Below are 18706 nucleotides of genomic sequence, written 5' to 3' on the forward strand. Positions count from 1 at the left end.
TCACGCAGCTTCCCGTCCGGGAAAGTGATTTTCCATTTCTAATCGCAAAGATGCCGGTGTTCGTGCCGGTTTCAGGAATTATTCATGTCACAGCACCGTTTGAACCTTGCCGATCTCAAAGCGCAAAGCCCGAAGGATTTGTTATCCTTGGCCGAAGAGCTGGAAATCGAGAACGCCTCGACCATGCGGAAAGGCGACATGATGTTCGCTATCCTCAAAGAGCGGGCTGATGAAGAGTGGGTCATTGGTGGTGATGGCGTGTTGGAAGTCTTGCAGGATGGGTTTGGATTTTTACGTTCGCCCGAAGCGAATTATCTGCCGGGTCCCGATGATATTTACGTGTCACCAGACATGATCCGAAAGCATTCTTTGCGGACAGGTGACACGGTTGAAGGCGTGATGAAAGAACCAAACGATACCGAGCGTTACTTTGCTTTGATGTCGGTTGAGAAGATTAACTTTGAAGAGCCTGAGCGCGCGAAGCACAAGGTGGCCTTTGATAACCTGACGCCACTTTATCCTGAAGAGCGTTTCAATCTTGAAGTTGAAGATCCGACAATCAAAGATAAGTCGGCGCGGATTATTGATTTGGTGGCTCCGATTGGGAAAGGGCAGCGATCCCTAATCGTGGCACCACCACGGACTGGTAAGACAGTTCTGCTACAAAACATCGCGAACTCGATCGAGAAGAACCATCCAGAATGTTATCTGATCGTTTTGCTGATTGATGAACGACCCGAAGAAGTGACAGACATGCAGCGGTCTGTGAAGGGTGAGGTTGTATCGTCAACCTTCGATGAGCCTGCGACGCGTCACGTGGCTGTGTCAGAAATGGTGATCGAGAAGGCAAAGCGTCTTGTGGAACATAAACGGGATGTTGTGATTTTGTTGGATTCGATCACGCGTTTGGGCCGGGCGTTTAACACGACAGTGCCGTCGTCAGGCAAGGTACTGACAGGCGGTGTGGATGCGAATGCCTTGCAGCGCCCCAAACGGTTCTTTGGTGCAGCACGCAATATCGAAGAGGGTGGTTCACTGACTATCATTGCGACGGCCCTGATTGATACGGGTTCGCGGATGGATGAAGTGATCTTTGAAGAATTCAAAGGCACAGGTAACAGCGAGATTGTTCTGGACCGTAAGGTCGCGGACAAGCGCGTCTTCCCGGCGATGGATATTCTGAAATCCGGTACACGGAAAGAAGAGCTATTGGTGGATAAAGGCGATCTGGCTAAGACATATGTGTTACGCCGGATTTTGAACCCGATGGGTACGACAGACGCGATCGAATTCCTGATTGGTAAATTGAAGCAGACGAAGACAAACTCTGACTTCTTCGATTCAATGAACACGTAACTTATTGTTCTAAAACAATGGGTTAAGATATGGATACTATTTTTGCCTTAGCAACAGCACAGGGCCGTTCTGGTGTTGCCATTGTCCGTATTTCTGGGCCTTTTGCTGTCCAGGCGACGTCCCGATTGGCGGGTTCTGTTCCGGATGCGAGAGGCGTGCGCCAGTTGCGTGATGCACGGGGTGAGTTGCTTGATCAGGCGCTGATTTTGCGGTTCCCCAACGGACAAAGCTTCACTGGTGAGGTGGTTGTCGAACTTCATTTACACGGTAGTCCGGCTGTGGTGCATGCTGTGTTGCGGTGTTTGGGTGATATGCCAGAGCTGCGACAGGCAGAAGCAGGTGAATTCACGCGGCGTGCGCTGGAGAACGGTCGGCTTAATCTGGCCGAGGTTGAAGGCTTGGCAGATTTGATCGATGCCGAAACCGAAAGCCAACGCAAACAAGCCGTGCGGGTTTTTTCTGGTGCCTTGGGAGAGTTGGCCGATAGCTGGCGGGTTCGGCTGATCCGCGCGGCGGCGCTGTTGGAAGCCACGATAGATTTTGCCGATGAAGAAGTCCCAGTCGATGTCAGCCCTGAGGTTAACGACCTGTTGGCACATGTGCGTCAGGAGATGGTACGTGAGGCCGATGGTGTCCGTGTCGCAGAGCGTGTCAGGGATGGTTTTGAGGTTGCAATCATAGGAGCGCCGAATGTTGGTAAATCGACGCTTCTGAATCGTCTGGCTGGGCGGGATGTGGCGATTACGTCAGAGGTGGCCGGCACAACGAGAGATGTCATTGAGGTGCAGATGGACCTTGACGGGTTGCCCGTGACGTTACTTGATACCGCCGGTGTGCGCGAAACCGATGATGTCGTCGAAGGGCTTGGCGTTGCGCGCGCCCTTGAACGTGCTGAGCGTGCTGATTTTCGTATTCATTTGCTGATGGCGCCGAATGATACATCAGCGCCTTCTGGTCCAGATGACCTGATCGTGCAGGCAAAGTCTGATCTTCATGATGGTGATGGGATGGCTGTTTCTGGTAAAACCGGTGATGGTATTGACCAAATGATAGCACGGGTCAGTGGACGTCTTCAGGAAAAGGTAGGGCAGATTGGTATTGCGATGCGGGAAAGGCATCGTGTGGCGCTGGTAGGTGCCGTTGGGTACCTCGATGATGCGACAGCTGCCTTAGGACAGTCAGATATGATGACTGATTTGATTGCAGAAGATCTAAGGTCAGCGATACGCGCTGTGGATAGCATCGTCGGGCGCGTTGATGTAGAACATGTACTTGATGAGATTTTTAGCAGTTTCTGCATTGGTAAGTAGGGAGTGTTTCACGTGAAACATTATGACTACGACGTTATTGTCATTGGCGGTGGACACGCAGGTGCCGAAGCAGCACATGCCGCGGCCCGCATGGGTGTGCGGACAGCATTGGTGACACTGACCAAACATTCTATTGGCGTTATGTCGTGTAATCCGGCCATCGGTGGATTGGGTAAGGGCCACCTTGTTCGTGAGATTGATGCGCTAGATGGTGTTATGGGCCGTGTTGCTGACAAAGCAGGTATCCAGTTCCGTCTTTTGAACCGAAAAAAGGGGCCTGCCGTACAAGGCCCTCGTGCGCAGTCGGATCGGCAGATTTACCGGACAGAGATGCAATCAGAGCTTAATGCCCTTAAAAATTTAGTCATTGTTGAGGGTGAAGCTGTTGATTTGCTGATGTCTGGTGAACGGGTCACGGGTGTTCAGATGCATGATGGTAGCGCATTAACGGCGCAAAGCGTCATTCTGACGATGGGGACATTCTTGCGCGGTGTGATCCACATTGGTGATGTGTCACGGCCGGGTGGACGTATGGGTGACGATCCTTCGGTAAAGATGGCAGAGCGGTTGGATAGCTTTTCCTTACCGCTAGGTCGGCTTAAAACAGGGACACCACCACGGTTGGATGGTCGCACTATTGCTTGGGATAAGCTTGAAGCGCAGCCCAGTGATAAGGACCCAGTGTTATTTTCGTTTTTGTCGACAGGCACATATGCGCCGCAAATCGATTGTGGCATCACACATACCAACGCACAGACGCACGATATTATTCGGGATAATCTAGGCCGGTCTGCCATGTATGGTGGTCAGATTGACGGGGTAGGTCCTCGTTACTGTCCTTCGATCGAAGACAAGATCGTGCGCTTTGCGGAAAAGAACTCTCATCAGATTTTCTTGGAACCTGAAGGGGTGACCGATCATACGGTTTATCCCAACGGCATATCCACATCGTTGCCAGAGGATGTACAAAAGGCTTACGTCAATTCTATCTACGGCCTTGAAAACGCTCTTATTTTACAGCCTGGCTACGCTATAGAATATGATTATGTAGACCCGCGCGCTCTGCAAGCCACTCTTGAATTACGCGATGTGCCGGGGCTGTTTCTGGCGGGTCAGATCAATGGCACGACAGGGTACGAAGAAGCAGCAGCACAAGGCTTGGTTGCTGGTTTGAACGCTGCCGCGCAGGTAAGGGGACGCGACCCCATTACCTTCAGCCGGCGGGAGTCCTATATCGGCGTCATGATTGATGACCTTATTACGCGTGGGGTGTCAGAACCGTATCGCATGTTTACGTCACGCGCTGAATTCCGTCTGTCACTTCGTGCGGACAATGCTGATCAGCGCCTGACACAGCGGGGGCGAAACCTTGGTTGTGTGGGTGAAGGGCGCTGGGCGTATTTCAGTGAAAAGATGCAAGGCATCAATCTAGCCAAAGAAAAGTTGGCTAATATCAGCCTTTCCGCAAGAGAGATTGCCAGTACAGGCGTTAAACTGAACGCTGACGGACCACGCAAATCAGCTCTTGAAGCTTTGGCGCTGTCTGATTTTAGCTTCAGGCATCTTTCAAAACTTGATCAAAACGCTGATGAAATCCCGGCGCATATCCAGGATCAGGTGAAAAAAGATGCGTTATATGCCCATTATATTGCGCGACAGGAACGCGACATTGCTGCGTTAGAGCGTGATGAAAAGCACGTTATCCCTGCTGATTTCGATTACGCCGGGGTCAGAGGTCTTTCCAATGAAATCGCGGCAAAGCTTGCAGCGACCCGACCGGTAAGCATAGCGCATGCTGGTCGCATAGAGGGTATGACACCTGCCGCTTTGATGCTGATTATTGCTGCCACGAAAAAGCAACAGAAGGCCACTGGGACATAAGTGATGGATGCTCAGGTCGCAGGCATTAATGTTTCACGTGAAACAATCGATAATTTAGAAGCGTTTGGTACGCTAGTCACCAAATGGACACCAAAAATCAATCTTATCGCCAGCAGTACAGTTGCAACGCTTTGGGACAGGCACATCATTGATTCGGCGCAGATTTACCGATTTGCCCCAAAAGACTATGAAAATTGGGTTGATATGGGCAGCGGGGGCGGCTTTCCGGGTATCATTATGGCAATTATGGCCAAATCCTTACAACCGGACGCGCGATTTACATTGATCGAAAGCGACCAACGCAAAGCCATATTTTTAAGGACTGCTGCACGTGAATGCGGGCTACGCGTCGATGTTATAGCGCAACGTATTGAATCTGTACCTAAACAACTGGCAGATGTTGTATCAGCACGCGCGCTTACCGCATTATCTGGTCTTCTTCCTGCCGCTGAAAGACATTTGAAATCAAGCGGAGTAGCTTTGTTTCATAAGGGTCAAAAGTCACAACAAGAAATTGCCGACGCGAAAAAGAACTGGACGTTTGACCTTGAAGATTATGCCAGTATCACTGATCCTGACGCTCGAATACTTGCCATTCGAAGGATAAAAACCGTTGGCCAATGACCCAAAAATCATCGCGATTGCCAATCAAAAGGGCGGCGTTGGCAAAACGACGACAACTATTAACCTTGGCGCGGCTTTGGCAGAGCAGAACAAACGTGTTCTTTTGATTGATCTTGATCCACAGGGCAACGCATCGACTGGTCTAGGTATTGATCATGATAAACGTGATGCCACAACATATGACCTTCTGTCCGGTGATGTGACGTTGTCTGAGGCGGTGCAGAAAACATCGGTTGATCATTTGTCAATTATCCCGGCAACAACAGATCTCAGCTCGGCAGATCTTGAACTCGTCGATAATGCAAAGCGAAGCTTTCTGTTGCGGGATGTTTTACGGGCAAGCAGCGCTGAAGCGCTAGATTTCGACTACATATTGATTGATTGCCCGCCATCTCTCAACATATTGACTGTAAATGCTATGGTCGCGGCGCAGTCCATTATTGTCCCGTTGCAAAGTGAATTCTTTGCTCTGGAAGGTCTATCGCAACTTATTCTTACCGTCCGTGATGTGCGCCAAACCGCTAATCCTGATCTTCGGATCGAAGGTATCGCGCTTACTATGTATGACAGTCGTAATAACCTGTCTCTTCAGGTAGAGGACGATGCGCGCGAAAATATGGGCGATATGGTGTTCAAAACAGTTATTCCACGTAACGTCCGGCTTAGCGAAGCGCCGTCCTTTGCGATTCCAGTTTTGACCTATGATAGCGGTTCGAAGGGTAGCACCGCTTATCGGTCTCTTGCGAAAGAGCTTATTGAAAAAGAAAAGAAAATGAGGGCGGCGTAGATGGCACGCACCACAAAGAAATCCCGCGGCCTGGGTCGCGGTCTATCGGCCTTGATGTCTGATGTTGCAACAGAAGATGCGCCGCAATCTACACCGAAACGCCCTGATTTGGTTGTTCCGATTGAACAGGTGCAGCCAAACCCCGATCAGCCGCGTCGCACCTTTGGCGAAGACGCCCTGAAAGAGCTGGCCGGGTCGATCGCTGAAAAAGGGGTTATCCAACCGCTTATCGTGCGTCCATCGCCATCAGATGATGGGATTTATGAAATCGTCGCGGGCGAGCGCCGGTGGCGTGCTGCGCAAATGGCGAAGCTGCATGAAATCCCCGTACTTCTGCGCGACTATGATGATACAGAAGTTCTCGAAATTGCGATCATCGAAAACATCCAACGGGCTGATCTAAATCCAGTTGATGAGGCTGCGGGATACAAGCAGTTGATGGATCGCTTTGGTCATACACAAGATAAGCTTGCATCGGCGCTTGGTAAAAGCCGCAGCCATATTGCCAATCTTCTGCGCTTGCTGAACCTTCCTGACGAAGTACAAACCTATCTGATAAACGGTCAACTTTCCGCTGGACACGCCCGTGCCCTTGTTGGTCATGATCAAGCGGCTGAATTGGCGCGAGAGGTCATCCAACGTAATCTGTCCGTCCGCGAAACTGAAAAACTGGCCAAGAAAGGCCCGGCAATCAAGAAACGTTCCGTACCGGGTGCACCGGTTCCCAAAGATGCCGATACCGTGCAGATTGAAAATGAGTTGTCTGCGACGCTTAATATGAAGGTAACAATTGATCATTCAGCAGGATCCGAGGGTGGCAAGATGGTCATTGGTTACAAATCACTAGAGCAGCTTGATGATCTGATGCGTGTACTGGCGGGCGGCTAGGCCGTCAAAAGTTCACGCAAGACAGCGTTAAGCACTGGATAACCCTGATCGGTCACGCGGAGCACATCATCTTGTTTTTGAACAAAGCCGCTTTCTTGTAAGTTATTGATATTGTTTTGAAATATATATGTCACGCAGTCAGAAAATCGGGAAAGCTGAACACCCTCCCGCAACCGCATTCCCATAAGCAAAAACTCAACAAATTGATCCTGACGATCCAAAGCTTCTAGATTGCCATCCCCATTCCCTGTTTTCAAAACTTGTGAAAGCCAGATAGTGGGCGCAAGAGATGCCTCTGTCGCATAGCGCGTCCCCCCCAGCGTCAAACGCCCATGCGCACCCGGTCCAATGCCCGCGTAATCGCCGTATTTCCAATAGATTTTGTTGTGGACACTTTCACACTCAGGCCGGGCATGGTTCGATACTTCATAAGAAAAAAGTCCAGCCTCACCACAAACCTCTTGGGTGGCCATGTACATATCAGCCGCTGCATCGTCGTCTGGCAAATCGCGCAGTTTTCCAGCAGCGTACCGATCACCAAATGCTGTCCCGTCTTCGATTGTCAGCTGGTACAAAGATAGATGATCAACAGCCAAATTTAGGGCCTGACCCAATTCTGATGTCCAATCTTTCAGGGACTGGCCTTGCCGCGCATAAATCAGATCGAAACTCACGCGGTCGAATGCATTTCGTGCAACATCAAAGGCCTGCATTGCCTCTCTTGCTGTATGAAGACGCCCCAGCGCTTTTAGGTCAGCATCATTTAGCGCCTGAATGCCCATCGACACCCGGTTAACCCCGGCATCCCGGTAGCCAGCGAACCGCCCTGCTTCAACTGATGTTGGATTTGCCTCCAGCGTAATTTCAATATCGTTAGCGAGAGGCCATGTTGCACGCACTTTTGTTAATATCGCGTCAACGACTGCTGGATCCATCAGGCTTGGTGTGCCGCCGCCAAAGAACACAGACCGTAAAACGCGACCTTTGGTTTCTTCGCCGATCCGCTCAATCTCGCTTAGATAAGCAGCTTGCCACGCTTTCTGATCAATCTGTGCCACGACATGGCTGTTGAAATCGCAATAGGGGCACTTCGCCTGACAAAACGGCCAGTGAATATAAAGGCCAAAGCCGCCATGTTCCCAATCTTCAGGCAAAGCAACCAGCGATCAGTTTGGCAAAAGCATCGGCCCTGTGGCTGATCTTGTTCTTTTCCCAACGGTCCATTTCACCAAAGGTAATATCATATCCATCCGGCTGAAAAATCGGATCATATCCGTGGCCCTGATCGCCGCGCATTGGCCAAACGATCTGGCCGGGCATGACACCTGGAAACACTTCATCATGCCCATCTGGCCACGCCAGAACAAGCGTGCAACAAAACCGGGCCGTCCGCGGAAAAGGGGCGGAAACAGCCTCTAATTCAGCCCAACTTCGCTTCATTGCCATCTTAAAGTCACGGCCATTGGGCGTTTCGGCCCAATCCGCGGTGTAAACGCCCGGCGCACCACCCAACCCGTCAATTTCAATACCGCTATCGTCTGACAGTGCTGGCAAACCGATTGCCTGCGCTGCCGCATGCGCTTTAATTTGGGCATTCCCAACAAAGGTTGTCTCGGTCTCTTCTGGTTCGGGCAGTCCATGATCAGCGTTTGACGTTAAAGATACACCATAAGGCTTCAAAAGATCAGCAATCTCTTCCAGCTTCCCTTGGTTATGTGTCGCAATGACCAGTTCTTTGCCGTCAAAGCGCCGCATCAGCTGACAGCCGCCAGTTGGATCGCGGTCAATTCGCCCACACCCTTTTCGGCCAGATCAACCAATCCATCCATCTGCGCACGGGTAAAGGTTGACCCTTCAGCAGACATCTGAATTTCAATCATCTTGCCACCAGTCATGACAAAGTTCCCATCAACACCCGCCTCGCTATCCTCAGGATAATCCAGATCAAGCACTTCTTGCCCCGCATAAATCCCGCAAGAAATCGCCGCGACAGGATCAATTAACGGATCGCTGATCACATCACCCGCTTTCATTAACTTCTGCACAGCCAGCTTTAAAGCAACCCAACCACCGGTGATCGACGCACAGCGCGTCCCGCCATCGGCCTGAATCACATCGCAATCCACGACAATCTGACGCTCGCTCAAAGCAACGCGATCAACACCAGCGCGTAAAGATCGCCCAATCAACCGCTGAATTTCCTGCGTTCGCCCCGATTGCCCATTCTTCGCCTCGCGGCGCATGCGTGTGTTCGTCGCGCGCGGCAGCATACCATATTCCGCAGTGACCCAACCCAAACCAGAGTTCTTCAAAAACGGCGGCACCCGCTCGTCAATCGTGGCAGTGCATAAAACATGCGTATTCCCGCATTTAATCAGGCAAGAGCCCTCGGCATGCATCGTTACGCCTGTTTCAATGGAAACTTCGCGCATTTCGTTCGTCTGACGGCCTGATGGACGCATGGGGTCTCTCCTATCGGTTGCAGTCCGGGGATACGCTGCCCACATATGAAATCCAACCCCGATTGACGTAGGCCCGAACTTCGTTTTAATTGCCCAGCCTTTGTCTGAGGATCCGATGACCGAACAACCGCCAAATATCGACGAAATGAACACCCGCTCGCGCGAGGTTTTTCGGCGCGTGGTCGAAGGGTATTTGGAAAGCGGCGCACCTGTCGGGTCACGGACCCTGACGCGGGATTTTTCGGAAAAGATCAGTGCCGCGACCATTCGCAATGTGATGCAAGACCTCGAATTTCTTGGGCTGGTGGGCAGCCCGCATGTCAGCGCCGGGCGCATCCCGACGCAGTTGGGCTTGCGTATGTTCGTTGATGGGTTGCTAGAGGTTGGCGATCTGGATGGAAAAGATCGCGAAACCATCGACCGGACGCTGACAACTAACGACCAAGATGTGACCTCTGTGCTTGATCAGGTTGGAACAGCACTTTCAGGCGTGACCCATGGGGCAAGCCTTGTTCTGACTCCAAAACATGAAGCACCGATCAAGCACATCGAATTTGTCTCGCTATCCCAAGACCGTGCCCTTGTTGTGCTTGTGTTTGGTGATGGCCATGTCGAAAACCGCATTTTCACACCGCCACCGGGCCAAACCCCATCGTCCATGCGCGAGGCTGCAAATTTCCTCAACGCTATCGCTGCGGGGCATACATTGTCTGAGCTTGGCGCTGTAATCGCCCGTGAAATCAAAACTCGGCGGCAAGAGATTGATGCGCTTGCCGCTGAACTGATCGCCGATGGTTTCGCCCTTTGGGAAAACGAAGGCGAAGCGACCGAACGCCTGATCGTGCGTGGCCGCGGTAATCTATTGGGTGATGGCGAAAACGAAGCCGATCTGGAACGAATCCGTACCCTTTTCGATGATCTTGAACGCAAGCGTGATATCGCCCAATTCCTTGATCTGGCAGAAGAAGGTGACGGTGTGCGCATTTTTATTGGCTCAGAGAACAAATTGTTCTCTTTATCGGGTTCATCTCTCGTCGTTTCCCCTTATATGAACGCCGACCGAAAGATAATTGGCGCGGTCGGTGTGATCGGGCCAACACGGCTCAATTACGGGCGCATCGTGCCGATTGTGAATTACACCGCAAAGTTGGTTGGCAAAATGATTGCTGACCGCTCTTAAAGGGAAGACAGATGTCTGAGAAAGACGAAGAACTACAAAGTCTTGATGAACTTGCCGCAGAAGGCGATGAAATTGATTTTGACGCGGCCGAAGCGACATTTGATGAAATAGAAGCATTGCGCGCCGAACGCGATGAATACCGCGACAAATTCATGCGGGCGCTGGCCGATACTGAAAACCTGCGCAAACGCTCAGACCGTGACCGGCGCGAGGCCGAAGATTACGGTGGCTCAAAACTTGCCCGTGATATGCTGCCTGTTTATGACAACATGCGCCGTGCATTACAGTCCTCCGCCGAGGCAGAGCAGGACGTGAACAAAGCCTTGCTTGAAGGTGTTGAGCTGACAATGCGTGAGCTGATCAGCGTGTTCAAAAAGCACGGGATCGACCCGATTACGCCGGAAGTTGGCGATAAATTCGACCCCAAGCTGCATCAGGCGATGTTCGAAGCGCCCCTGCCTGACACCAAAGCAGGTGACATCATTCAAGTCGCTGCTGAAGGGTTCATGCTGCACGATCGTTTGCTGCGTCCCGCACAGGTTGGCGTATCATCAACACCCGCATCTTGATTAAATACCTCTTTTCAGGGGTTCTTTTACTTGGTCTTTGGGTCAGCACTGCCCTTGCGCAAAGCTTTCCCGAAGACGCCGATTTTTACGTCAACGATTACGCCGATCTCCTGACTGACAGTCAGGAAGAAGATTTGCGCATCATTCTGGATGAACTTTATACACAGCGGGGCATTGAATTTACGGTGCTCACGATCACGCGGATGTCCGATTACGGGCATACAGGCAGCATCGAAAGCTTTGCAACTGATCTGTTTAACACATGGGGCATCGGTAACGCCGAACGCAACGATGGTCTGCTGTTACTCGTGTCTCACCTTGATCGCAAATTGCGCATTGAGGTAGGTGCAGGCTATGGCAACACACTGAATGATCCAATGGCGCGTGTTATCGACACTAAGATTGTGCCTAATTTCCGGCTTGATGAATATGCCGACGGTATTCGGTCCGGCGTGGAAGAGGTGATCTATCAAGTCGCCGGTGTCACGCCGGGGGCTTATGATGCATCTCCTTGGTATCAAGCTTGGATCCGTGTTGGCCGTTTTCTGACTGATCTTGGTTTCTTACTGATACTGCCTTTTGCCGCAGCGGTTCCCTTTGTTGTACGCTTCATCCGCCGCATCAGGCGCAATCGTCCCCGGATATGCCCAAACGATGGGGCGCAGATGCGCCGCTATCTGGAAGAAACCGAAGATGACAGCCTGTCACCCGGGCAATTGATGGAAGAACAGCTTGAAAGCGTCGACTATGATGTCTGGTACTGCAACAGCTGCGATCACCTGACAATCGAAGGCTACCGCGCGTGGTTTTCACGTTATGGTGCTTGCCGCGAATGTGGTTTCCGCACGGTAGAAGGGGACAGCCGCGTTGTGAAATCTGCGACCTATTCGTCCACAGGGCTGCGTGAAACTGATTATAGCTGCCATCACTGCGATGCGCAGTATACGATCACAAGCACCATCCCTAAAAGAAAACGCAGCACGTCGTCTTCGTCCAGTGGCAGCCGTGGCGGCGGGCGGTCTAGTGGTGGCGGTGCAAGCGGCAACTGGTAGTATTATTCATCGTCGACCATGTTGCGCAGTTCATAAATCAACGTCAAAGCTTCTTTTGGTGTCAGGTCATCCGGGAAAACGCCCTTCAAAGCGTCCTCGACTTTTGATGCCTTTACAGCGGCAGGTTTTGGCGCTGGCGTCGCTGCAAATAGCGGCAGATCATCAATAATTGCCTTTTGTGCACCGCCACCTTCACGCTCGCCCTTTTCCAATGCGTCCAAAACCACCTTTGCCCGTTCAACAACGACAGGCGGCAGCCCTGCCAACCGCGCCACCTGTACCCCATAACTGCGATCAGCGGTGCCGCGTTTGACCTCGTGCAGAAAAATGACGTCACCTTCCCACTCTTTCACCGTAACCGTGGCGTTATCAACGCCATCCAGCTTGGCCGACAGCGCCGACATTTCGTGGTAATGCGTCGCAAAGAGCGCACGACAGCGGTTCACATCATGCAAATGCTCTAGCGTTGCCCAAGCGATTGATAAACCGTCATATGTTGCAGTGCCGCGCCCGATTTCATCCAAAATCACCAGCGCCCGGTCGTCCGCTTGATTAAGGATGGCCGCGGTTTCAACCATCTCGACCATAAAGGTCGAACGCCCACGCGCCAGATCATCGGATGCGCCGACGCGGCTAAAAATTTGGCTGACAATTCCGATATATGCCTCGGTTGCTGGCACAAAACTGCCCATTTGCGCCAAAATCGCCAGCAAAGCGTTCTGGCGCAGGAATGTCGATTTACCTGCCATGTTCGGACCGGTCAGCAACCAGATAGGGGCGTCGGTTAGCCCGCAATCGTTCGCAATAAACGGCGTACCATCTTTTTGCAGGGCGGCTTCCACCACAGGATGGCGTCCACCTGAAATTTCGAACGCACGACTATCATCAACTTTCGGGCGTACCCAGTTTTCTGTCATTGCCAGATGCGCAAGGGCTGCCATCAGATCAATCTCGGACAGTGCACGGGCCAGCGCACCCAAAGGGCCAGCCTGCGCAATAATCGCCTCGGTTAGGCTGGAATAGAGCCGTTTTTCAATCTCTAGCGCCCGTCCACCGGCGTTCAAAATACGCGTCTCAATCTCGGACAATTCTACTGTGGTGAAACGGACTTGGTTCGCAGTTGTCTGCCGATGAATGAAGGTTTCATTCAACGGCGGGGTCATCATTTTGTCGGCATGGGTTGCTGTCGTTTCGATGAAATAGCCCAGCACATTGTTGTGCTTGATCTTCAGCGACGAAACCCCGGATGCTTCAATGAACTCTGCCTGCATCCCGGCAATGACAGACCGGCCTTCGTCACGCAGCGTACGCACTTCATCCAGCTCGGCATTATATTCTGGCGCAATGAACCCGCCATCGCGTGACAAAAGCGGCGGTTCTGCAATCAAAGCTTCATCAAGCAGGTTTAGTAAGGTGCCGTGCCCGGTAAGATCATCCGCGGCATCGGACAAGATCTGCGGCAAATCTTTTGGCAATCGTTCAGAAAGCTGCCTAGCCTGTCCAATCGTGTTGCGAATGGCCGCCATATCCCGCGGGCCCCCGCGATCCAGCGCCAAACGTGATAATGCACGGTCTAAATCATGTACGCCACGCAGCGCCTCGCGAATGTCTTCGGTTAACCGCGTATCCTCCGCCAAATATGAAACGGCATTCAACCGCGCGGCAATAACATCAGCGTTACAAGATGGCGACGCCAACCGCCGTTCCAGCAAACGCGCGGCCCCGGCTGTTGCCGTCCGATCAATGCAATGCAAAAGCGAACCTTGCTTACCACCGTTCATTGCGTGCGTCAGTTCAAGCGATTTGCGGGTTGCCGCATCAATCTGCATCGCCGCAGATTGGCCTTCTTGTACCGGTGGGCGAAGTAACGGCAGATTACCGCGTTGTGTGATATCCAGATATTCCGCCACGGCGGACATCGCCCCAACCTCGGCCCTGCCGAAGCTGCCAAAAGCATCAAGCGACCCAACTTTATAGAGACTGCACAGGCGTTTTTCACCAGATGTACTGTCGAACGCCGCTGCCCCCAAAGTAGTAAGCGTTGCACCGGAATCAGATACTATTCCAGCCCAATCTGCGTCATTCCCGTCGACAACGATCACCTCGCGCGGGGTTAGTCGCGCCAGTTCCGGCCCCAGTTGCGCACCAGAACAAGCCATCACATGAAACGCCCCAGTTGAGATATCGACCCAAGCCAGCGCGCCCTCATCACGTACCATGTGAAACGCAGCAAGGAAGTTGTGCCGCCGCGCATCCAGCAGTGAATCCTCGGTCAATGTGCCCGGTGTGACCAGCCGCACGACCTCGCGCTTCACAACGGCCTTATACCCACGCTTTTTCGCTTCAGTGGGGCTTTCCATCTGTTCGCAAACAGCGACCCGAAACCCTTTTCGGATCAGTGTCAGGAAATATCCTTCGGCCGCATGATGTGGTACGCCGCACATCGGTATGTCTTGGTCGTCGTGCTTGCCCCGCTTAGTTAGCGCGATATCCAGCGCCTCAGCTGCGGCGACAGCATCGTCAAAGAACATCTCATAGAAATCACCCATCCGGTAAAACAGCAGGGCATCGGGATGCTCGGCTTTAATCTCCAGATATTGCGCCATCATGGGCGTTGTGGTGCTTTTGGTGCTGGTCATGCATCCCCCCGGATCATCCCGCGCACATTAACAGCATGAGGTAGCTGCGAAACCCTGAAATGAATCCGTTGCAGGCCAGTATCGGAACCCGCTATGACTTGTGGGCTGAAGAGGGGGATCAGATGCCAAAGAATAAACTTACCCGCGAGGATGCGCTGCAATTTCATATGCAGCCAAGCCCGGGAAAATGGGAAATTCAGGCGACTGTGCCGATGACAACCCAACGCGACCTGTCACTGGCTTATTCCCCCGGTGTGGCGATCCCATGCGAGGAAATCGCGGCAGACCCTGCGACCGCCTATGACTATACAAACAAAGGTAATCTGGTTGCGGTTATTTCCAACGGCACCGCTGTTCTTGGCCTTGGTAATCTTGGCGCGCTGGGCAGCAAACCGGTGATGGAGGGTAAGTCGGTGCTGTTTAAACGCTTTGCCGATGTGAATTCCGTCGATCTAGAGCTGGACACCGAAGACCCCGACGAATTCATCAAGGCTGTTAAGTTGATGGGCCCCACGTTCGGCGGCATCAATCTTGAAGATATCAAAGCGCCAGAGTGTTTTATCATTGAACAAACGCTTAAAGAGCAGATGGATATCCCCGTTTTCCACGACGACCAACACGGCACGGCTGTTATCTGCGCTGCCGGGTTGCTGAATGCGCTGCATCTGTCCGGTAAAAAGATCGAAGAGGTTAAGATTGTTCTTAACGGTGCGGGTGCTGCCGGTATTGCCTGCCTTGAACTTCTCAAAGCGATGGGCGCCAAGCATGACAATTGCATCATGGCTGACACCAAAGGCGTCATCTACCAAGGCCGGACCGAGGGGATGAACCAATGGAAATCCGCCCATGCGGCCAATACGAAGGCGCGCACGCTGGATGATGCGATGAAGGGTTGTGATGTATTTTTGGGGGTTAGCGCAAAAGGGGCTGTCACCCAAGAAATGGTGTCTAACATGGCGGAAAACCCCGTTATCTTTGCCATGGCGAACCCCGATCCAGAGATTACACCAGAAGATGCCCATGCCGTCCGCGAGGATGCCATTGTCGCCACGGGGCGCAGCGATTACCCGAACCAAGTGAACAACGTGCTTGGTTTTCCTTATCTGTTCCGTGGCGCGCTGGACATTCATGCGCGTGCAATTAACGATGAAATGAAAATCGCCTGCGCCGAAGCGCTTGCCGCACTCGCCCGTGAGGACGTGCCAGATGAAGTCGCCATGGCGTATGGCAAGAAACTGACGTTTGGGCGCGATTACATTATTCCAACGCCGTTTGATCCCCGCCTGATCCACCGCATTCCAACTGCGGTTGCCCAAGCTGGCATGAAAACGGGTGTCGCGCGCCGCCCGATCGTCGATATGGATGCTTATGAACTGTCGCTCAAATCCCGGATGGATCCGACACAATCCATCTTGCGCAGCCTGAACGCGCGAGCCCGCGCCAATCAGTCGACCGTTGTTTTTGCCGAAGGCGATGATCCGCGCGTATTGCGGGCGGCCGTGATGTATCAACGCTCTGGCATGGGCAAGGCCTTGGTCGTCGGGCGCGAAGATGACGTGAAAGAAAAGCTAACTGCTGAAGGACTGTCAGAAGCTTATGACGAGCTGGAAATCGTTAACGCAGCGACAACGCAACACTTGGATACGTACAAGGCGTTCCTTTATGAGCGCCTGCAACGCAAAGGCTTTGATGCCCAAGACGTGCACCGTCTGGCGGCGCGTGATCGGCACGTGTTTGCCGCACTGATCCTCGCCCATGGTCATGCGGACGGGATGGTCACAGGTGCGACACGTAAATCAGCGCATATTCTGGAACTGATCAACCATGTGTTTGACGCCGAACCGCATGACGGTGCTGTTGGCGTCACGGCGGTGCTGCATAAGGGGCGGATCGTGCTGATCACAGATACGCTGGTGCACGAATGGCCAGATGAGAATGACTTGGCCGATATCGCTGAACGTGGCGCTTTTGTTGCGCGCGAGTTGGGGTTAGAGCCGCGCGTGGCTTTCCTGTCATTTTCGACCTTCGGCTATCCGGTGTCGGAACGGGCCGAAAAGATGCACAAAGCGCCTAAAGTGCTGGACGCGCGCAAAGCTGATTTCGAATACGAAGGCGAAATGACCGTGGACGTGGCACTGAATGTACAAGCGCAAGAGAACTACCCGTTCCAGCGCTTGACCGGTCCGGCGAATGTGCTGGTCGTCCCGGCACGGCACTCAGCGTCAATTTCTGTGAAGTTGATGCAAGAAATGGCCGGCGCAACGGTAATCGGCCCGATCCTGTCAGGTATCGGTAAACCGATCCAGATTTGTTCAACAGGATCCACAGTCAACGACATCATGAATATGGCCGTAATTGCGGCCTGCAAGGTTGACTGATGGCGATCTGGAACCTTGGCTCAATCAACGCGGACTTTGTTTATAGCGTCCCGCATATCCCGGCACCGGGGGAAACGCTGTCATCGACGAAGCGCCAAGTTTTTCTTGGCGGCAAAGGCACAAATATGTCCGTGGCGGCTGCCCGTGCCGCCGCCCGGGTACATCACATCGGTGCCGTGGGCGAAGACGGGCGCTGGGCGATTGAGCGGTTGCTTGAATACGGTGTCGATACACGCAATATCGCCGTGTTAGACACTGAAACAGCACAAGCGATCATTATGGTTGATCCCGGCGGCGAAAACGCGATCATCCTGCACCCCGGCGCTAATGCAGAGATCCCACAAGTCACACTGCAGGGGGCAATGGCCGAAGCTGAAACAGGTGATTGGCTTGTCATCCAGAACGAAACCAACCTGCAACGGACCGCGGCAGAGATGGGTAAAAAGCTGGGCTTGAAAGTTGCCTATGCCGCTGCCCCTTTTGATGCTGATCGGGTGCAGGCTGTCTTGCCCTATCTTGATTTCCTGATCTTGAATGCGGTCGAAGCAGAACAGTTGCAAAACGCCACCGGCCAAGCTCCCGGTGATCTGCCTGTACGCGATGTGATCGTGACACGTGGATCAGAGGGGGCAGATTGGTATGGCACGACCGGCAAAGAGCATTTTCCGGCGATCAAAGTAGACCCAGTCGACACCACGGGCGCGGGCGATACCTTTACCGGTTACGTCCTTGCAGGTCTGGATCGTGGAATACCCATGGCACAATCGATTGGGCAGGCGACAAAGGCTGGCGCGCTTATGGTCACCCGCCATGGGACGGCGGATGTGATCCCTGATTTATCAGAAGTGCAGGCGTTTCACTTTTGATGCGCAAAGGGCGCTGCATCACCCCATAATTCCAACACGCGGGCATCACGGCCACAGGCCTCGCGATAGAATTCATAAGCTTCTGACTGCACCTTTACGCCGCGACGTGTGATGACCCGGTTTTCGCCTTTATAATAGTCTTGGTGATAGTCTTCAGCGTCATAAAACGTCGCTGCATCCAAGATAGGGGTTACAATCGGCTGCCCCAATGCGCGCTGGGCGCTGGCTTTTGCGGCCTCTGCAGCGGCGCGTTCCGCAGGGTTAGACACGAAAATTGCCGTGCGATAGCTTTCTCCGCGATCACAAAACTGGCCGCCCGCATCGGTCGGATCAACTGATCGGAAGAAAGCGTGCAACAACTGACCATAGCTGACAACATCAGCATCATAGGTGATCGCCGCGGCCTCATAATGCCCAGATCCTTTGATTGAATCGTATGTGGGATTGGCTGTCGTGCCGCCGGTATAGCCGGATACCACCTCACTCACTCCCTGCACTTTTTCAAAGTCACTTTCGACACACCAAAAACATCCGCCCGCAAAAATCGCGGTTTGGGTATCGGCAGTGGCGCTTTGTGCAATTGGCAACAGCGCGAGGATAAAGACGAGGGGCTTGAACATAAGAATTCTCCTTTGTTTGTACCATTTCAGGCCAAGTGGTGCCTACACAATCACTGACATGCGATCTCACGCGCTCTTTACCGCTTGGAACAGA

16 protein-coding genes are annotated in these 18706 nt (G+C 52.8%); 11 read left to right on the forward strand and 5 right to left on the reverse strand.

All coding sequences use genetic code 11. The annotated features are described in order from the left end of the window. Positions 1 to 84 precede the first annotated feature (84 nt). The 6 genes from rho to RCCS2_RS06195 are packed head-to-tail and all read left to right on the forward strand — an operon-like array spanning position 85 to position 6846. Positions 85 to 1356 carry a transcription termination factor Rho gene (rho, locus tag RCCS2_RS06170; RefSeq protein ID WP_037293265.1) on the forward strand — a complete coding sequence of 424 codons (1272 nt, stop codon included), beginning with the start codon at positions 85 to 87 and terminating at the stop codon, positions 1354 to 1356. Between the two features lie 29 nt (positions 1357 to 1385). Further along, positions 1386 to 2666 (forward strand): tRNA uridine-5-carboxymethylaminomethyl(34) synthesis GTPase MnmE, encoded by a 1281-nt coding sequence (mnmE, locus tag RCCS2_RS06175; RefSeq protein ID WP_008232338.1) that lies wholly within the window; start codon positions 1386 to 1388, stop codon positions 2664 to 2666. A gap of 3 nt (positions 2667 to 2669) precedes the next feature. Further along, positions 2670 to 4547, forward strand: coding sequence for a tRNA uridine-5-carboxymethylaminomethyl(34) synthesis enzyme MnmG (mnmG, locus tag RCCS2_RS06180; protein WP_008232341.1), 1878 nt, complete (start codon positions 2670 to 2672; stop codon positions 4545 to 4547). A 3-nt stretch (positions 4548 to 4550) separates the two neighbouring features. Further along, on the forward strand, positions 4551 to 5171 hold the full coding sequence (rsmG, locus tag RCCS2_RS06185; RefSeq protein ID WP_008232342.1) for a 16S rRNA (guanine(527)-N(7))-methyltransferase RsmG: 621 nt from the start codon (positions 4551 to 4553) through the stop codon (positions 5169 to 5171). Then, positions 5161 to 5958, forward strand: coding sequence for a ParA family protein (locus RCCS2_RS06190; protein ID WP_008232343.1), 798 nt, complete (start codon positions 5161 to 5163; stop codon positions 5956 to 5958). Before rsmG ends, RCCS2_RS06190 begins: the two co-directional genes overlap by 11 nt. Beyond that, entirely contained in the window at positions 5959 to 6846 is an 888-nt protein-coding gene (locus RCCS2_RS06195; RefSeq protein ID WP_008232351.1) for a ParB/RepB/Spo0J family partition protein, read from the forward strand. Here RCCS2_RS06195 and hemW read toward each other — a convergent pair. The 3 genes from hemW to rph are packed head-to-tail and all read right to left on the reverse strand — an operon-like array spanning position 6843 to position 9308. Next, positions 6843 to 8000: a radical SAM family heme chaperone HemW gene (gene hemW, locus RCCS2_RS06200; protein ID WP_008232352.1), complete on the reverse strand. Its 1158-nt coding sequence runs from the start codon at positions 7998 to 8000 to the stop codon at positions 6843 to 6845. The genes RCCS2_RS06195 and hemW overlap by 4 nt on opposite strands. Continuing rightward, positions 7993 to 8601, reverse strand: coding sequence for an RdgB/HAM1 family non-canonical purine NTP pyrophosphatase (gene rdgB, locus RCCS2_RS06205; RefSeq protein WP_008232353.1), 609 nt, complete (start codon positions 8599 to 8601; stop codon positions 7993 to 7995). Before rdgB ends, hemW begins: the two co-directional genes overlap by 8 nt. Beyond that, positions 8601 to 9308 carry a ribonuclease PH gene (gene rph, locus RCCS2_RS06210; protein WP_008232354.1) on the reverse strand — a complete coding sequence of 236 codons (708 nt, stop codon included), beginning with the start codon at positions 9306 to 9308 and terminating at the stop codon, positions 8601 to 8603. The genes rdgB and rph overlap by 1 nt, the downstream gene beginning before the upstream one ends. Positions 9309 to 9423: 115 nt before the next feature. Here rph and hrcA point away from each other — a divergent pair, with 115 nt between their 5' ends. From hrcA to RCCS2_RS06225, 3 genes are read left to right on the forward strand one after another with little or no spacing between them, the layout of a single operon-like run. Then, the gene (hrcA, locus tag RCCS2_RS06215) at positions 9424 to 10488 is read left to right on the forward strand and encodes a heat-inducible transcriptional repressor HrcA (RefSeq protein ID WP_008232355.1); all 1065 of its coding nucleotides are present in this window, start codon (positions 9424 to 9426) and stop codon (positions 10486 to 10488) included. Between the two features lie 11 nt (positions 10489 to 10499). Then, positions 10500 to 11057: a nucleotide exchange factor GrpE gene (locus RCCS2_RS06220; protein WP_008232356.1), complete on the forward strand. Its 558-nt coding sequence runs from the start codon at positions 10500 to 10502 to the stop codon at positions 11055 to 11057. Further along, positions 11054 to 12109 (forward strand): TPM domain-containing protein, encoded by a 1056-nt coding sequence (locus RCCS2_RS06225; RefSeq protein WP_008232357.1) that lies wholly within the window; start codon positions 11054 to 11056, stop codon positions 12107 to 12109. The genes RCCS2_RS06220 and RCCS2_RS06225 overlap by 4 nt, the downstream gene beginning before the upstream one ends. A gap of 2 nt (positions 12110 to 12111) precedes the next feature. On the opposite strand, the gene mutS is transcribed toward RCCS2_RS06225, so the two are convergent. Further along, entirely contained in the window at positions 12112 to 14748 is a 2637-nt protein-coding gene (gene mutS / locus RCCS2_RS06230) for a DNA mismatch repair protein MutS (RefSeq protein WP_008232360.1), read from the reverse strand. Between the two features lie 122 nt (positions 14749 to 14870). Here mutS and RCCS2_RS06235 point away from each other — a divergent pair, with 122 nt between their 5' ends. Continuing rightward, positions 14871 to 17126, forward strand: coding sequence for an NADP-dependent malic enzyme (locus tag RCCS2_RS06235; protein ID WP_037293598.1), 2256 nt, complete (start codon positions 14871 to 14873; stop codon positions 17124 to 17126). Further along, on the forward strand, positions 17126 to 17992 hold the full coding sequence (locus RCCS2_RS06240; protein WP_008232362.1) for a ribokinase: 867 nt from the start codon (positions 17126 to 17128) through the stop codon (positions 17990 to 17992). Before RCCS2_RS06235 ends, RCCS2_RS06240 begins: the two co-directional genes overlap by 1 nt. Here the strand turns inward: RCCS2_RS06240 and msrA are convergent. Continuing rightward, complete coding sequence (gene msrA, locus RCCS2_RS06245) at positions 17983 to 18612, reverse strand: peptide-methionine (S)-S-oxide reductase MsrA (protein ID WP_008232363.1); 630 nt, start codon at positions 18610 to 18612, stop codon at positions 17983 to 17985. The two genes, RCCS2_RS06240 and msrA, sit on opposite strands and share 10 nt — an antisense overlap. Positions 18613 to 18706 lie beyond the last annotated feature (94 nt).

This window comes from Roseobacter sp. CCS2 (assembly GCF_000169435.1).
GTDB lineage: Bacteria > Pseudomonadota > Alphaproteobacteria > Rhodobacterales > Rhodobacteraceae > Yoonia.

Coding starts and splice junctions, on each gene's coding strand:
- RCCS2_RS06235 (WP_037293598.1), top strand. CDS start 14,871: ATGCCAAAGAATAAACTTACCCGCGAGGATGCGCTGCAATTTCATATG.
- hrcA (WP_008232355.1), top strand. CDS start 9,424: ATGACCGAACAACCGCCAAATATCGACGAAATGAACACCCGCTCGCGC.
- rph (WP_008232354.1), bottom strand. CDS start 9,308: ATGCGTCCATCAGGCCGTCAGACGAACGAAATGCGCGAAGTTTCCATT.
- mutS (WP_008232360.1), bottom strand. CDS start 14,748: ATGACCAGCACCAAAAGCACCACAACGCCCATGATGGCGCAATATCTG.
- rsmG (WP_008232342.1), top strand. CDS start 4,551: ATGGATGCTCAGGTCGCAGGCATTAATGTTTCACGTGAAACAATCGAT.
- rho (WP_037293265.1), top strand. CDS start 85: ATGTCACAGCACCGTTTGAACCTTGCCGATCTCAAAGCGCAAAGCCCG.
- rdgB (WP_008232353.1), bottom strand. CDS start 8,601: ATGCGGCGCTTTGACGGCAAAGAACTGGTCATTGCGACACATAACCAA.
- RCCS2_RS06220 (WP_008232356.1), top strand. CDS start 10,500: ATGTCTGAGAAAGACGAAGAACTACAAAGTCTTGATGAACTTGCCGCA.
- mnmE (WP_008232338.1), top strand. CDS start 1,386: ATGGATACTATTTTTGCCTTAGCAACAGCACAGGGCCGTTCTGGTGTT.
- RCCS2_RS06240 (WP_008232362.1), top strand. CDS start 17,126: ATGGCGATCTGGAACCTTGGCTCAATCAACGCGGACTTTGTTTATAGC.
- RCCS2_RS06195 (WP_008232351.1), top strand. CDS start 5,959: ATGGCACGCACCACAAAGAAATCCCGCGGCCTGGGTCGCGGTCTATCG.
- msrA (WP_008232363.1), bottom strand. CDS start 18,612: ATGTTCAAGCCCCTCGTCTTTATCCTCGCGCTGTTGCCAATTGCACAA.